This window comes from Pseudomonas sp. URIL14HWK12:I5 (assembly GCF_900176445.1).
In the GTDB taxonomy this organism is placed as follows: domain Bacteria; phylum Pseudomonadota; class Gammaproteobacteria; order Pseudomonadales; family Pseudomonadaceae; genus Aquipseudomonas; species Aquipseudomonas monteilii.
On the sequence record NZ_FWXQ01000005.1, the window covers coordinates 46,575 to 61,112 of the forward strand.

Consider the following 14,538-nt stretch of genomic DNA (forward strand, 5'->3'; position numbering starts at 1 on the left):
AAACCCGCCACGCCTTGCAGGAGCCCTTGTCATGGCCGCCCCCGCCTTTCCTCCCTTCCGCCCGCGGTTCGCAACCGCTGCCACGCTGCTCGGCATGCTCGGGCTGGCCGGCTGCCAGACGGGCGGCTACCAGGACAGCGTGCCACCGACCAGTGGCGTGCAGCCGCTCAAGGGCCTGGCGCAGAATGTTTCAGTACGCCGCAATGCCATGGGTGCGCCACTGATCGAAAGCAGCAGCTTCCATGATGCGCTGTTCAGCCTGGGCTATGTGCATGCCGGTGACCGCATCGAGCAGATGGTCGCCATGCGCCTGCTGGCCCAAGGCCGTCTGGCCGAACTGGCCGGCAGCGAAGCGCTGGACATCGACCGCTTGATGCGCGCGGCCAACCTCAAGCAAAGCGCCGCCCAGCAGTACGCCGACGCATCGCCACGGCTCAAGCGCTTTTTCGAAGTGTACGCACGCGGGGTCAACGCCTACCTGTTCCGCTACCGCGACAAGCTGCCGGCCGGCCTGGCCAGCAGTGGCTATCGCCCGGAATACTGGAAGCCCGAAGACTCGGCACTGATCTTCAACCTGTATGCGTTCAGCCAATCGGTGAACCTGCAGGAAGAATTGAGTGCCCTGACCCTGGCGCAGAAAGCCGGCAGCGACAAACTGGCCTGGCTGCTGCCTGGCGCCCCGGACGAGCCATTGGCCGAAGGCGAGGTGGACAAGCTCAAGGGCCTGAACCTGGCCAGCCAGCTGCCGGGCCTGCCAGCGCTGGCGGCCGCCAGCCAGAAACTGGCCGACCTTGACCTGCTCGGCAGCCCGGGCTCGGCCAACCTGGCCCTGGCCCCGCAGCGCAGCCGCAGCCGCAGCGGCAAGAGCCTGCTGGCCAGCGACAGCAGCGCTACCTGGGCCCTGAGCCCGGTACAGATTCACACCGGCAAGTACCAGGTTGCCGGCCTGTCGTTGCCGGGTTTGCCGATCGTGCTGGCCGGTTACAACGGCAAACTGGCCTGGAGCAGCAGCGCCGTGATGGCCGATAACCAGGACCTGTTCCTGGAACAACTGCGTCGTCAAGGCAGCCAGCTGAGCTACCTGGCCGACGGCAAATGGCTGCCGGCCCGCGCCCGTAGCGAAACGTTCTTCGTCCGAGGCCAGCGCCCGCTGCGCGAGGTGATGTATGACACCCGCCACGGCACCCTGCTGGCCCAGCCAGACAACGCCAGCCTGGGCCTGGCGCTGAACTTGCCGCAGTTCAAGGGCGACCGCAGCCTGGATGCACTGTTCGACCTGACCCGGGCCAGGAACGTGGAACGCGCCTTCGACAGTACCCGCGAAGTGACCGCCGCGGCCCTCAACTTTGTCTTCGCCGAGCCGGAGCACATCGGCTGGCAAGTCAGTGGCCACTACCCCAACCGCCGCGAAGGCCAGGGCCTGCTGCCCTCGCCGGGCTGGGACGGGCGCTACGACTGGGACGGCTATGCCGACCCGATGCTGCACCCGTATGACCAGGACCCGCCTGCTGGCTGGATCGGCCACGCCAACCAGCGCAGCCTGCCGCGTGGCTACGGCATGCAGCTGTCCAGCACCTGGTACTACCCCGAACGCGCCGAACGCCTGGCCCAGTTGGCCGGCAATGGCCGCCACGACAGCCGCAGCCTGATGGCCCTGCAGAACGACCAGGTAACCCTGCTGGCCGACAAGCTCAAGCAGATGTTCGACGCCCCCGGCATGGCCCAGCCACTGAAGCAGGCGATCGACGCCCTGCCTGCCGCACAACGCGACAAGGCCCGCGACACACTGGCCCGGCTCAAGGCCTTCGATGGCCGACTGAGCCCGGTGTCAGCGGATGCCGCGCTGTACGAGCTGTTCTTGCAGGAGGTAACGCGGCAGACCTTCCTCGACGACCTGGGCCCGGAATCCGGCCCTGCCTGGCAGGCGTTCGTCAGCAATGCCCGCTTGTCGTTCTCGGCCCAGGCCGATCACCTGCTGGGCCGCGACGACAGCCCGTTCTGGGATGACCGCAACACCCCACAAAAAGAAGACAAGCCTGCCATTCTCGCCCGCAGCCTGGCGGGAGCAATGGACGCCGGGATCGCGCAACTGGGCGCCGACCGCCGCGCCTGGCAATGGGGCAAGCTGCACCAGTACCGCTGGCCAGCACCGGCCTACCATGGCCTGGGCGAAGCCATCAGCCGCTCACCGCTGGCTGCAGGTGGCGACTTCACCACCCTCGCCCTGACGCCATACGCCTGGGGCAGCGACTTCGACACCCGCCTGCCGGCCTCGGCGCGGATGATCGTAGACTTCGGCCAGGCCGAACCGTTGCAGGTGCTGACCAGCAGCGGCCAGTCCGGTAACCCGGCAAGCGCGCACTACAGCGACGGGCTGGATGCCTGGTTGAAAGGCCGGTTCATGAGCCTGCCGCTGCAGCAACAGAACTTCGGGCGGGCGTATGGCAACCAACGACTCACGCTGGTGCCTGGCAAATAACGGGCATCGCCTGTTTTGGGGCTGCATTGCAGCCCCAGCCATTTCCAGTCGAACTTCCTTTCTCCTGCATGGCTCCTAACTGGTAACTCCAAACCAGCGCCCGCGCCATGGACCTTGTCATCGCCCGCCCCGAAGGCCTCTACTGCCCACCCGGTGATTTCTACATCGACCCTTGGCGGCCCGTGGACCGCGCCGTGATCACCCATGGCCACGGTGACCATGCACGGACCGGCAATGGCCATTATCTGACCGCCAGCCCCGGTGCTGGCATTCTGCGTAGCCGGTTGGGCCAGGGCATCGATTTGCAGACCCTGCCCTACGGTGAGCGCCTGCTTCACCATGGGGTGACCCTGAGCCTGCACCCGGCCGGGCACGTGCTGGGTTCGGCACAAGTGCGCCTGGAGTACCAGGGTGAAGTCTGGGTCGCGTCCGGTGACTACAAGGTGGAGCCCGATGGCACCTGTACGCCCTTCGAACCCGTGCAGTGCCACACCTTCATCACCGAATCGACGTTCGGCCTGCCCATTTATCGCTGGCCCAGCCAGGCTGAGGTGTTCGCCGACATCAATACCTGGTGGCGGGCCAACAGCACACAGGGCAAGGCCAGCGTGCTGTTCTGCTATGCCTTCGGCAAGGCCCAGCGGATTTTGCATGGGCTGGACGCCAGCATCGGCCCGATCCTCGTGCACGGCGCCGTCGAGCCGCTCAACCGGGTGTACCGGGACGCCGGTATCCACCTGCCGAAAACCCTCTATGCCGGCGACATACCGCGCAACGACCCACTGCTGCGCCAAGCGCTGATCCTGGCGCCCCCGTCAGCCAGCGGCAGTAGCTGGATGCGCCGCTTCGGCGAGTACAGCGATGCCTTCGCCAGTGGCTGGATGCTACTGCGCGGCACCCGCCGGCGGCGCGGTGTGGATCGGGGCTTCGTCCTCTCGGACCATGCCGACTGGCCCGGGCTGCTGTGGGCAATTGGCCAGACCGGCGCCGAACGGGTGATGGTCACGCACGGCTCGGTCAACGTGCTGGTGCGCTACCTCAACGAACAAGGCCTCGATGCCCGCGCCTTCGTCACCGAATACGGCGACGAAGACGACGTCGTCACTGCCGAACCCACACCATGAAAGCCTTCGCCACGTTGTACCTGCGCCTGGATGCGACCACATCCAGCAACGCCAAGCTTGAGGCACTGCGCGACTATTTCGCCAATGCCCCCGCCGAGGATGCCGCCTGGGCCGTGTACTTTCTGGCCGGCGGGCGCCCGCGCCAGCTGGTGCCCACTCGTGTGTTGCGCGCACAGGCAACGGCTCAGGCCGGGTTGCCAGACTGGCTCTTCGAAGAAAGCTATCAGGCAGTGGGTGACCTGGCCGAAACCATTTCGCTATTGCTACCCATACACGCCGATGGCAGCGATGAAGGCCTTGCCACCTGGGTGGAGCAGCATTTGCTGCCCCTGCGCGGGCTACCGCCTGAGCAGGTTCAGCAGCGCCTGCAGCCGCTCTGGGCGCAGCTGGATCGCCCCAGCCTGATGCTGTGCCTGAAGCTGATCACCGGCAGTTTTCGCGTGGGCGTATCGAAGTTGCTTGTCACCCGCGCCTTGGCGCAACTGGCCGGGCTGGACGCCAAGCGCGTGGCCCAACGCCTGGTCGGTTACACCGATATTGGCCATCGCCCTACCGCAGCCAGCTACCAGAAGCTGATCGCCCCGGAGTCCGCCGATGAGCATCGCCAGCGTGGCGGCCAGCCCTACCCATTCTTCCTGGCCCACCCGCTACAAGCCTCTACCGACCAGTTCGATACTTTGCTCGGGCCGCCAAGCAACTGGCAAATCGAGTGGAAGTGGGACGGCATTCGCGCCCAGGTGGTCAAGCGCGAGGGCCAGCTCTGGGTGTGGTCGCGCGGCGAAGAGCTGGTGACCGAGCGCTTCCCCGAACTGCACAGCCTGGCGCAGACGCTACCCGATGGCGTGGTGCTCGACGGCGAGATTCTGGTCTGGAAACCAGGTGATACAGGGGCTGAACTGGCCGTGCAGCCTTTTTCCCTGCTACAGCAGCGCCTGGGGCGCAAAACGCTGGGCAAGAAATTGCTGACCGACGCACCGGTGGTGTTGCAGGCCTACGACCTGCTGGAGTGGCAAGGCGAAGACTGGCGCAACCGGCCGCAGCACGAGCGCCGCAGCCAACTGGAACGCTTGGTCGATGCGCACCCGCTTGCCCCCGTGCTGCTGTCGCCGCTGCTGACAGGTCCGGACTGGGCCGACCTTGCCCACCAGCGCGAACAGTCGCGCAGCCTGGGTGTCGAGGGCCTGATGCTCAAGCAGCGCGAGGCCCTTTACGGTGTGGGGCGCACCAAGGATATGGGTACCTGGTGGAAGTGGAAGATCGACCCGTTCAGCGTCGATGCCGTACTGATCTATGCCCAACGCGGCCACGGTCGGCGTGCAAGCCTGTACAGCGACTACACCTTCGCCGTGTGGGACGCACCGGCCGGCACTCCGGGGCGAGCACTGGTACCCTTTGCCAAGGCCTATTCGGGGCTCAGTGACGAAGAAATGCGCAAGGTCGATGCCATTATCCGCAAGACCACGGTGGAAACCTTCGGCCCGGTACGCAGCGTAACGCCTACGCTGGTGTTCGAACTGGGCTTCGAAGGCATTGCCTTGTCCAGGCGCCACAAGAGCGGTATTGCCGTGCGCTTTCCGCGCATGCTGCGCTGGCGGCTGGACAAGCCGGTGGAAGAGGCGGATGACCTGGCCTCCTTGCAGGCACTGCTGGCCTGAAAGGTCGCGCCCCCATTGAGGCGCAACGCTGAAAACTATGCTTCTATCAGTGTGCCGACCTGTGTCGCAGACCGTATTCGCCACGCATCCAGGACCACCATGCACCATTCAACCCACGACCTGCTCTCTCCCGTTCCGGGCATCACCCGCCAGTTGCACAGCTTCCACTTCGGCCCTCGCAGTGGCGGCAAAGTCTATATCCAGGCCTCCCTGCATGCCGACGAACTGCCCGGCATGCTGGTGGCATGGCACCTCAAGCGCCGCCTGATAGCGCTGGAAGAACAAGGCCGCCTGCAGCGCGAGATCATACTGGTGCCGGTGGCCAACCCGGTCGGCCTGGAGCAAGTGCTGCTGGATGCGCCGCTGGGGCGCTTCGAACTGCAAAGTGGCGAGAACTTCAACCGCAACTTCGTCGACCTGTCGGACAGCATCGGCGATCAGATCGAAGAGCACCTGACCCAGAACCCGGCGCACAACGTCGAGCTGATCCGCGAATACCTGCGGCGTGGGCTGGACGCGCACCCGGCCCGCACACCGCTGCAAGCCCAGCGCCTGATCCTGCAGCGCCTGGCCTGCGATGCCGACATGGTGCTGGACCTGCACTGCGACTTCGAAGCCGTTGAACACCTGTACACCACACCCGATGCCTGGCCACACATCGAGCCGCTGGCCCGCTACCTGGGCGCCCAGGCCAGCCTGCTGGCCACCGACTCGGGCGGGCAGTCGTTCGACGAATGTTTCAGCCTGGTCTGGTGGCAGTTGCAGCAACGCTTCGGCAAGCGCTTCCCGATCCCGCTGGGCTGCTGCTCGGTAACTGTCGAACTGCGCGGCCAGGCCGATGTCAGCCATGACCTGGCCAGCAAAGACTGCCAGGCGATACTCGACTTCCTTACCCACGCAGGCGTTATCGAAGGCGCCAGCCCTGCCCTGCCGCCCTTGCCCAGCCCGGCCACGCCGCTGGCTGCAGTGGAACCGGTAGTGACGCCGCTGGGCGGGTTGCTGGTGTATCACGCCATACCCGGACAGCACCTGGAAGCTGGGCACTTGATTGCCGAAGTCATCGACCCGCTCAGTGACCGGGTAACGGCAGTGCGCAACAGCCAACCGGGCCTGCTGTATGCCCGCAGCGTAAGGCGCATGGCCACTTCTGGCATGGTCATCGCTCATGTTGCTGGCGAGCAGGTATGTCGCAGTGGCTACCTGCTGGGCAACTGATTCGGTAAAACCATTGCACGTGGCGGGCGGTCTGTAGAAGCACAGCCTTCAAAGGACCACTTGCCTCATGCCCGCCACCGACCTCGCCAATGCCTGGTTTGCCAGGCGTGGCTGGAAGCCATTCGCTTTCCAGCGCCGCGTTTGGGCAGCTGTGGCGCGCGGCGAGTCCGGCCTGCTGCACGCCAGTACCGGGGCCGGCAAGACCTACGCCGTGTGGCTCGCCGCGCTTCGTGCGTTCAAGACCCAGCCCCAAGGCAGCCAATCGGTGCCATTGCAGGTGGTGTGGGTGACGCCCATGCGTGCCTTGGCCGCCGACACCGCACGCGCCCTGCAGGTGCCCGTGGATGAACTGGCGCTGCCGTGGAGCGTTGGGGTACGCAGCGGTGACACAGGCAGCGCAGAACGAGCCCGACAAGCTCGGCGCCTGCCAAGTGTGCTGGTCACCACACCCGAGAGCCTGACGCTGCTGCTGACGCGCGCACAGGCCCGCGAAGATTTCGCCACCCTGCGGCTCGTAGTGGTGGATGAATGGCACGAACTGCTGGGTAACAAGCGTGGGGTACAACTGCAGCTGGCCCTGGCCCACCTGCGCCACTGGCATCCAGGCCTGCCGACCTGGGGCCTCTCCGCCACCCTGGGCAACCTGCAACATGCGCTGGACGTTCTGCTGCCGCAAGGCGGCCTGCTGGTACAGGGCCGACAGGACAAGGCGCTGCAAGTCGATACCCTGCTGCCAACAGCGATCGAACGCTTCCCTTGGGCCGGGCACATGGGCCTGAAGATGCTCAACCAGGTCAGCCAGGAAATCGAGGCCAGTGCCAGTTGCCTGGTGTTCACCAACACGCGTGCCCAGGCCGAGCTCTGGTACCAGGCCCTGCTTGAAGCCCGCCCTGACTGGGCCGGACTGATTGCCCTGCATCATGCCTCGCTGGCCCGCGATACCCGCGACTGGGTGGAACGTAGCCTCAAACAGGGCAGCCTGAAAGCGGTGATCTGCACGTCCAGCCTTGACCTTGGCGTGGACTTTCTACCCGTGGAACGGGTGTTGCAAATCGGCTCGGCCAAAGGCATCGCCCGCCTGATGCAACGCGCCGGGCGCTCCGGGCACGCACCGGGGCGGCGCTCGCGGATCACCCTGGTGCCTACCCACAGCCTGGAACTGGTGGAGGCAGCTGCAGCCCGACAGGCACTGATAGCCGGGCACATCGAAGCCCGCTACTCGCCGCAACTGTGCATGGACGTGCTGGTGCAGCACCTGGTCAGCATGGCCTTGGGCAGTGGTTTTCGACCCAAGCAGCTACTGGCCGAAGTTCGCAGCACCTGGGCCTTCCGCGCGTTGCGCGACAGCCAGTGGCAGTGGGCGCTGGACTTCGTCTGCCACGGTGGCAGTTCACTTTCCGCCTACCCGGATTACCAGCGCGTCGAGCCCAGGCCCGACGGCGTTTACCGGGTTGCCAGCGAACGCCTGGCACGGCGCCACCGCATGAGCATCGGCACCATCGTCAGCGACGCCAACCTGCAACTGAAATACTGGAGCAAGGGCGGCGGGGGCAAGACGCTGGGCAGTGTCGAAGAAGCGTTCATCGCCCGCCTGCGTCCCGGCGACACGCTAGTGTTTGCCGGGCGGGTGCTGGAACTGGTACGCGTGGAAAACATGACCGCCTATGTGCGCCGCAGCACCGCGCGCAAGGCTGCGGTGGCACGCTGGAACGGTGGGCGCATGCCGCTATCGAGCGAACTGGCCGACGCGTTGGTCGAGCAACTCGATTCTGCGGCCCATGGCCGCTTTGACGGCCCGGAGATGCGAACCGTGCGCCCGCTGCTGGCGTTGCAGGCACAGTGGTCGGCGTTGCCAACCACCGGCACGCTGCTGGCCGAGACCTTCAAGTCGCGCCAGGGCTGGCACGTGTTCTTGTACCCCTTTGCCGGGCGCCTGGCCAACCTGGGCCTGGCCAACCTGATTGCCTGGCGGGTCAGCCGCGTACAACCGCTGTCGGTATCGATTGCCGTCAACGACTACGGGTTCGAACTGCTCAGCCCTGCGCCGGTGGACTGGACAACGCACCTGCCAAAGGCGCTGGGTACCGAGCACTTGCTGGAAGATGTGCTGGCCAGCCTGAATGCAGGTGAAATGGCACTGCGGCGTTTTCGCGAAATTGCCCAGATTGCCGGGCTGGTGTTTGGCGGCTACCCGGCGGCACAGAAGAGCACTCGACAGATACAGGCATCCAGCGGGCTGTTCTATGAGGTGTTTCGCAAGCATGACGCCGGTAACCTGCTACTCGGCCAGGCACGGGACGAAGTGCTGGGCGAGGAGCTGGAGATCGAGCGGCTGCGTCGGCAATTGCTGAAAATGGCCAGCCTGAAGCTGGACCTGCAGGTATTGAAGCGACCGGGACCGCTGGCGTTCGCTTTACTGGTAGAGGGCATGCGCGAGACGCTGAGCACCGAGAAGCTTGCAGACCGGATTGCGCGAATGGTTGCAGAACTGGAACAAGCGGCAGGTAAGGCATGAATGTCCAGCCCATCGAACACGCAGGCCAGGTGCTCTGGCTGCTTGCCGACAAGGCCATCTATTGGCCCAGGCGCCGAGCATTGCTGGTGGCCGACGTACACATCGGCAAGGCTGCCAGCTATCGTGCCCTGCACCAACCTGTACCGCGTGGTACCACAGACGCGACGCTCGCCCGGCTGGATGCCTTGCTGGCAGCCCATGACTGCGACCAGCTGATCGTTCTCGGGGATTTCCTCCATGCACGCACTGCCCGGGCGCCTGCAACGCTGGCCAGGCTGCATGCGTGGCGGCAGCGCCACGCGCAGATGAATATTGTGCTGATACGCGGCAATCATGATCGCAACGCCGGCGATCCACCTGCATCGCTTCGCATTGAAGTCAAGGATGAGCCTTGGATACTGGAACCTTTCGCGCTACAACACGACCCAACGCCTCACCCGGCTTACCCAGTGCTGGCCGGCCATGTGCACCCGGTTTTTGTGCTGCGCGGCACGGCTCGCCAGCGCCTGCGACTGCCATGCTTCCTGATCGACGCTCACGTCAGCCTGCTGCCGGCTTTCGGTGAGTTCACCGGCGGCTGGAAGATCGCGCCATCCAGCACCAGCCGGGTATACCTGGCTGGCGCAGGACGGGTCTGGCCGCTGTAACGGCGTTCAGGCGACAGGTGCTGGCGGCGGCTCATCCGGTAAGGTCGGCTCGCCCGGCTCCATGGGTGGCCTCTCGCCAGGCTCTGGTGGCTGCGGGGTATCGGGGTCAGGCTGATGGGGCACGCCCCCCGCCTGCATGGGCAGCGGATGCGCCAGCAATGACCAGGGCAACAACCCCACGTGGTTGGGCTGCAGGCCTGCCAGCTTGGCACTGATTGCGGGATGGAGTTTCATTGGCTGCTCCTGACGAAAGCCGATGCGCATCATGCGCACCGGCATTACATCGTTGGAGTGCCAAAGGCGCGGGTAATTCCCCGCGCTTGTCGGCTCAGGTGCGCGGCAGGGTGACGCCGCGCTGGCCCTGGTATTTGCCGCCACGGTCCTTGTAGGACACTTCGCACTCTTCGTCAGACTGCAAGAACAGCATCTGCGCCACGCCTTCGTTGGCGTAGATCTTCGCCGGCAGCGTGGTGGTGTTGGAGAACTCCAGCGTCACGTGGCCTTCCCACTCGGGTTCCAGCGGGGTGACGTTGACGATGATACCGCACCGAGCGTAGGTGCTCTTGCCCAGGCAGATGGTCAGCACGTCACGCGGAATGCGGAAGTATTCGACGGTGCGCGCCAAGGCGAAAGAGTTTGGCGGGATGATGCACACGTCGCTCTTGATGTCGACGAAGCTGCCGGCATCGAAGTTTTTCGGGTCGACGGTAGCCGAGTTGATGTTGGTGAACACCTTGAATTCGTCAGCGCAGCGTACGTCGTAGCCATAGCTGGAGACGCCAAAGGAGATCACCCGGCTGTCTTGTTCGCCGCGCACCTGGCGCTCGACGAACGGTTCGATCATGCCGTGTTCCTGCGCCATGCGGCGAATCCACTTGTCCGATTTGATGCTCATGGCGGGGGTGTCCTGAAGAGTTGCGTGGTGAAAATCGTGACGCGCATCTTACCGGTCCCGGCGCCCAGGTTAAAGTTCTATGCCTCATCCCGCGCCGGGCGGGGGCTGGAGCCGCCGTCGATCCGAATTTGCGTAAAGCGCCTTCTGACCATTGGCAGGTTGCGGAAAGTGGGGTAAGGTGGCGCCACTGTGCTGCACGTGACACCGAGAATCTCTAGTTTGATGCACGATCCTGATCGGCCCATCGCTGAATTTTCTGCTCTCTTTGCGCTCAGTCCCGGGCAGGGTTTTTCCTGACCGTTATCAAATTGTCCAAGGAGACAGAAAAATGTCCAACCGTCAATCCGGTGTTGTTAAGTGGTTCAACGATGAGAAAGGCTACGGCTTCATCACCCCTCAGTCGGGCGACGACCTGTTCGTGCACTTCAAAGCCATCCAAGCTGACGGCTTCAAAACCCTGAAAGAAGGCCAGGCTGTTACTTTCGTCGCTACCCGCGGCCAGAAAGGCATGCAGGCTGAAGAAGTTCAGATCGCCTAAGTCGATCTAGCTTCCTGGCTTTCAAAAAAACCCGCCTTCTGGCGGGTTTTTTTATGCCTCCCTGAAAGACCGAGTCGCCTGTTCGCGGGCAATCCCGCGAAGCAGGTGACTTGGTCTGCGGTCAGTCTTCGCTGATGGTAATGCTCGGCATCGCCGGCGCCGCCGCCTCTTGCAGCACAATCCGCGCGCCTACCTGGCGGGCCAGTTCCTGATAGACCATGGCAATCTGGCTTTCAGGCTCGGCTATCGCCGTCGGCTTGCCGCTGTCGGCCTGCTCGCGGATCAACATCGACAATGGCAACGACGCCAGCAGGTCAACGCCATACTGGCTGGCCAGCTTCTCACCACCGCCTTCGCCGAACAGATGCTCGGCATGGCCGCAATTCGAACAGATATGCACGGCCATGTTCTCGACCACACCCAGCACCGGGATATTGACCTTGCGGAACATCTCCACACCCTTCTTGGCATCCAGCAACGCCAGGTCCTGCGGCGTGGTGACGATCACCGAGCCCGCCACCGGCACTTTCTGCGCCAAGGTCAGCTGAATGTCGCCAGTACCCGGCGGCATGTCGATCACCAGGTAGTCCAGGTCATCCCAGGCGGTCTGGGTGACCAGTTGCAGCAGCGCACCGGAAACCATCGGGCCGCGCCAGACCATCGGTGTGTTGTCGTCGGTGAGGAAGGCCATCGACATGACCTCCACGCCATGGGCCTTGATCGGCACGAACCACTTCTGCTCGCGAATCTGCGGGCGGGTGCCTTCGGCAATACCGAACATCACGCCTTGGCTAGGGCCGTAGATATCGGCATCGAGAATACCCACCCGTGCGCCTTCGCGGGCGAGCGCCAGCGCCAGGTTGGCCGCAGTGGTCGACTTGCCCACACCGCCCTTGCCCGAGGCCACGGCAATGATGTTCTTGACGTTGGCCATGGCCGGCACCTGGGCCTGGGCCTTGTGAGCGGCGACCACGCAGTCGATCGATACCTGGGCGCTGCTGACGCCCTCAAGGTTGCCGATGGCCGTCTGCAACACCTGGGCCCAACCGTTCTTGAACAAACCGGCGGCATAGCCCAGCTGCAATTGCACGCTGACCTGCCCGCCCTGGATGTCGATGGCGCGCACGCAACCGGCGCTGACCGGATCCTGGTTCAGGTAGGGGTCGGTGTACTGGCGAAGCACGCCTTCGACGGCGGCACGGGTGACGGCACTCATGGAGACTCCCATTGGCAAACTGAATGTAAAACAGGCGCCTATCCTAACCCGTCAATCGTCAGTAGATGCGCATGCGGGGTGAAATATCTTCGCCAGCCCTTTATAGTGGCCGATCACCCTTAATTTTTACCCCGTCGCCAGATAAGTAGCCGAGCCACCATGTCCGAGCCACGTCAGATTCTCGTCACCAGCGCCCTGCCCTACGCCAATGGTTCCATCCATCTAGGCCATATGCTCGAGTACATCCAGACAGACATGTGGGTCCGCTTCCAGAAAATGCGTGGCAACCAGTGCATCTATGTCTGCGCCGACGACGCCCACGGCTCGGCCATCATGCTGCGCGCCGAAAAGGAAGGCATCACCCCGGAGCAACTGATCGCCAACGTCCAGGCCGAGCACAGCAGCGACTTCGCCGACTTCCTGGTGGATTTCGACAACTTCCACTCTACCCACAGCGAAGAGAACCGCGAGCTGTCGGGCCTGATCTACACGCGCCTGCGTGAAGCCGGGCACATCGCTACCCGTTCGGTAACCCAGTACTTCGACCCGGAAAAGGGCATGTTCCTGGCCGACCGCTTCATCAAGGGCACCTGCCCCAAGTGCGCAGCGGAAGACCAGTACGGCGACAACTGCGAAAAATGCGGTGCCACCTACGCGCCTACCGAGCTGAAGAACCCCAAGTCGGCGATCTCCGGCGCTACCCCGGTGCTGCGTGACTCCCAGCACTTCTTCTTCAAGCTGCCAGACTTCCAGGCCATGCTGCAGCAGTGGACCCGCAGCGGCACCCTGCAGGACGCGGTAGCCAACAAACTGGCCGAATGGCTGGATTCCGGCTTGCAGGAGTGGGATATCTCCCGCGATGCACCGTACTTCGGCTTCGAAATCCCGGGTGAACCGGGTAAATACTTCTACGTGTGGCTGGACGCGCCAATCGGCTACATGGCCAGCTTCAAGAACCTCTGCGCACGCCGCCCGGAACTGGACTTCGATGCGTTCTGGAACGAAGGCTCCAAGGCCGAGCTGTACCACTTCATCGGCAAGGACATCGTCAACTTCCACGCCCTGTTCTGGCCAGCCATGCTCGAAGGTGCCGGCTTCCGCAAGCCGACTGCCGTCAACGTGCATGGCTACCTGACCGTCAACGGCGCGAAGATGTCCAAATCACGCGGCACCTTCATCAAGGCCCGTACCTACCTCGATCACCTGCAGCCGGAATACCTGCGTTACTACTACGCAGCCAAGCTGGGGCGTGGCGTCGACGACCTGGACCTGAACCTGGAAGACTTCGTGCAGAAGGTCAACTCCGACCTGGTGGGCAAGGTCGTGAACATTGCCAGCCGCTGCGCCGGCTTCATCCACAAAGGCAACGAAGGCGTGATGGTAAGCGGTGATGCCGCGCCTGAGCTGACCGACGCCTTCCTGGCTGCCGCTCCGTCCATCGCTGAAGCCTATGAAGCCCGTGACTTTGGCCGCGCCATGCGTGAAATCATGGCACTGGCCGACCGCGCCAACGCCTGGATCGCCGACAAGGCACCGTGGTCGCTGGCCAAGCAGGAAGGCAAACAGGATGAAGTGCAGGCCATTTGTGCTCAGGGCATCAACCTGTTCCGCCAGCTGGTGATTTTCCTCAAGCCGGTACTGCCGGTGCTGGCAGCAGACGCCGAGGCTTTCCTCAACGTTGCCCCGCTGGCCTGGAACGACCACCTGTCGCGCCTGGAAAACCATAAACTGAACCCGTTCAAGGCCCTGATGAGCCGCATCGAACCCGCCAAGGTCGAAGCCATGGTCGCCGCCAGCAAGGAAGACCTGCTGGCCGCCGAAGCCAAGGCCCCGGCCGGCAACGGCGAACTGACCAAGGACCCGCTGTCGGCAGAAATCGAGTTCGACACCTTCGCTGCCGTCGACCTGCGCGTGGCGCTGATCGTCAAAGCCGAAGCCGTGCCGGGTGCCGACAAACTGCTGCAACTCACCCTGGACATCGGTGACGAGCGCCGCAACGTGTTCTCCGGTATCAAGTCGGCCTACCCCGACCCGTCCAAACTGGAAGGCCGCCTGACCATGATGGTCGCCAACCTCAAGCCCCGGAAGATGCGTTTTGGCGTATCCGAGGGCATGGTCATGGCTGCCGGCCCCGGTGGTGAAGAAATCTACCTGCTGAGCCCGGACAGCGGCGCCAAGCCAGGCCAGCGCATCAAGTAACACCCCCTGCCCCGGCCCTCGTGCCGGGGCAGTTTCTTCTGCGCCTTGATTACCG

General features: G+C 64.0%; 11 protein-coding genes. 8 read left to right on the forward strand and 3 right to left on the reverse strand.

The features are described from left to right. Positions 1–31: 31 nt before the first annotated feature. From B9A31_RS12850 to pdeM, 6 genes are all read left to right on the forward strand, one after another. Positions 32–2,479 carry a penicillin acylase family protein gene (locus B9A31_RS12850; RefSeq protein WP_084297044.1) on the forward strand — a complete coding sequence of 816 codons (2,448 nt, stop codon included), beginning with the start codon at positions 32–34 and terminating at the stop codon, positions 2,477–2,479. Between the two features lie 107 nt (positions 2,480–2,586). Continuing rightward, positions 2,587–3,603: a ligase-associated DNA damage response exonuclease gene (locus B9A31_RS12855; RefSeq protein ID WP_025754562.1), complete on the forward strand. Its 1,017-nt coding sequence runs from the start codon at positions 2,587–2,589 to the stop codon at positions 3,601–3,603. Then, entirely contained in the window at positions 3,600–5,258 is a 1,659-nt protein-coding gene (locus B9A31_RS12860) for an ATP-dependent DNA ligase (protein ID WP_027609174.1), read from the forward strand. Before B9A31_RS12855 ends, B9A31_RS12860 begins: the two co-directional genes overlap by 4 nt. Positions 5,259–5,357: 99 nt before the next feature. Further along, on the forward strand, positions 5,358–6,473 hold the full coding sequence (locus B9A31_RS12865; RefSeq protein WP_019096567.1) for a succinylglutamate desuccinylase/aspartoacylase family protein: 1,116 nt from the start codon (positions 5,358–5,360) through the stop codon (positions 6,471–6,473). Between the two features lie 67 nt (positions 6,474–6,540). After that, on the forward strand, positions 6,541–8,988 hold the full coding sequence (locus B9A31_RS12870; protein ID WP_027609172.1) for a ligase-associated DNA damage response DEXH box helicase: 2,448 nt from the start codon (positions 6,541–6,543) through the stop codon (positions 8,986–8,988). Continuing rightward, on the forward strand, positions 8,985–9,635 hold the full coding sequence (gene pdeM / locus B9A31_RS12875) for a ligase-associated DNA damage response endonuclease PdeM (protein ID WP_025754565.1): 651 nt from the start codon (positions 8,985–8,987) through the stop codon (positions 9,633–9,635). The genes B9A31_RS12870 and pdeM overlap by 4 nt, the downstream gene beginning before the upstream one ends. A 6-nt stretch (positions 9,636–9,641) precedes the next feature. Here pdeM and B9A31_RS12880 read toward each other — a convergent pair whose 3' ends face one another. Further along, positions 9,642–9,869, reverse strand: coding sequence for a hypothetical protein (locus B9A31_RS12880; protein WP_016713758.1), 228 nt, complete (start codon positions 9,867–9,869; stop codon positions 9,642–9,644). Between the two features lie 94 nt (positions 9,870–9,963). Further along, entirely contained in the window at positions 9,964–10,530 is a 567-nt protein-coding gene (dcd, locus tag B9A31_RS12885) for a dCTP deaminase (protein WP_003258001.1), read from the reverse strand. Positions 10,531–10,858: 328 nt separating this feature from the next. Here dcd and B9A31_RS12890 point away from each other — a divergent pair, with 328 nt between their 5' ends. Further along, the gene (locus B9A31_RS12890) at positions 10,859–11,068 is read left to right on the forward strand and encodes a cold-shock protein (protein WP_003254922.1); all 210 of its coding nucleotides are present in this window, start codon (positions 10,859–10,861) and stop codon (positions 11,066–11,068) included. Between the two features lie 121 nt (positions 11,069–11,189). On the opposite strand, the gene apbC is transcribed toward B9A31_RS12890, so the two are convergent. Continuing rightward, positions 11,190–12,284 (reverse strand): iron-sulfur cluster carrier protein ApbC, encoded by a 1,095-nt coding sequence (gene apbC, locus B9A31_RS12895; protein WP_016713757.1) that lies wholly within the window; start codon positions 12,282–12,284, stop codon positions 11,190–11,192. 159 nt (positions 12,285–12,443) lie between these two features. On the opposite strand from apbC, the gene metG reads away from it, so the two are divergent. Further along, positions 12,444–14,483, forward strand: coding sequence for a methionine--tRNA ligase (gene metG / locus B9A31_RS12900; protein WP_019096564.1), 2,040 nt, complete (start codon positions 12,444–12,446; stop codon positions 14,481–14,483). Positions 14,484–14,538 lie beyond the last annotated feature (55 nt).

What these genes read in the sequence shown, in the direction of transcription:
- B9A31_RS12850 (WP_084297044.1), top strand. Translation starts at nt 32, where the DNA reads ATGGCCGCCCCCGCCTTTCCTCCCTTCCGCCCGCGGTTCGCAACCGCT.
- B9A31_RS12855 (WP_025754562.1), top strand. Translation starts at nt 2,587, where the DNA reads ATGGACCTTGTCATCGCCCGCCCCGAAGGCCTCTACTGCCCACCCGGT.
- B9A31_RS12860 (WP_027609174.1), top strand. Translation starts at nt 3,600, where the DNA reads ATGAAAGCCTTCGCCACGTTGTACCTGCGCCTGGATGCGACCACATCC.
- B9A31_RS12865 (WP_019096567.1), top strand. Translation starts at nt 5,358, where the DNA reads ATGCACCATTCAACCCACGACCTGCTCTCTCCCGTTCCGGGCATCACC.
- B9A31_RS12870 (WP_027609172.1), top strand. Translation starts at nt 6,541, where the DNA reads ATGCCCGCCACCGACCTCGCCAATGCCTGGTTTGCCAGGCGTGGCTGG.
- pdeM (WP_025754565.1), top strand. Translation starts at nt 8,985, where the DNA reads ATGAATGTCCAGCCCATCGAACACGCAGGCCAGGTGCTCTGGCTGCTT.
- B9A31_RS12880 (WP_016713758.1), bottom strand. Translation starts at nt 9,869, where the DNA reads ATGAAACTCCATCCCGCAATCAGTGCCAAGCTGGCAGGCCTGCAGCCC.
- dcd (WP_003258001.1), bottom strand. Translation starts at nt 10,530, where the DNA reads ATGAGCATCAAATCGGACAAGTGGATTCGCCGCATGGCGCAGGAACAC.
- B9A31_RS12890 (WP_003254922.1), top strand. Translation starts at nt 10,859, where the DNA reads ATGTCCAACCGTCAATCCGGTGTTGTTAAGTGGTTCAACGATGAGAAA.
- apbC (WP_016713757.1), bottom strand. Translation starts at nt 12,284, where the DNA reads ATGAGTGCCGTCACCCGTGCCGCCGTCGAAGGCGTGCTTCGCCAGTAC.
- metG (WP_019096564.1), top strand. Translation starts at nt 12,444, where the DNA reads ATGTCCGAGCCACGTCAGATTCTCGTCACCAGCGCCCTGCCCTACGCC.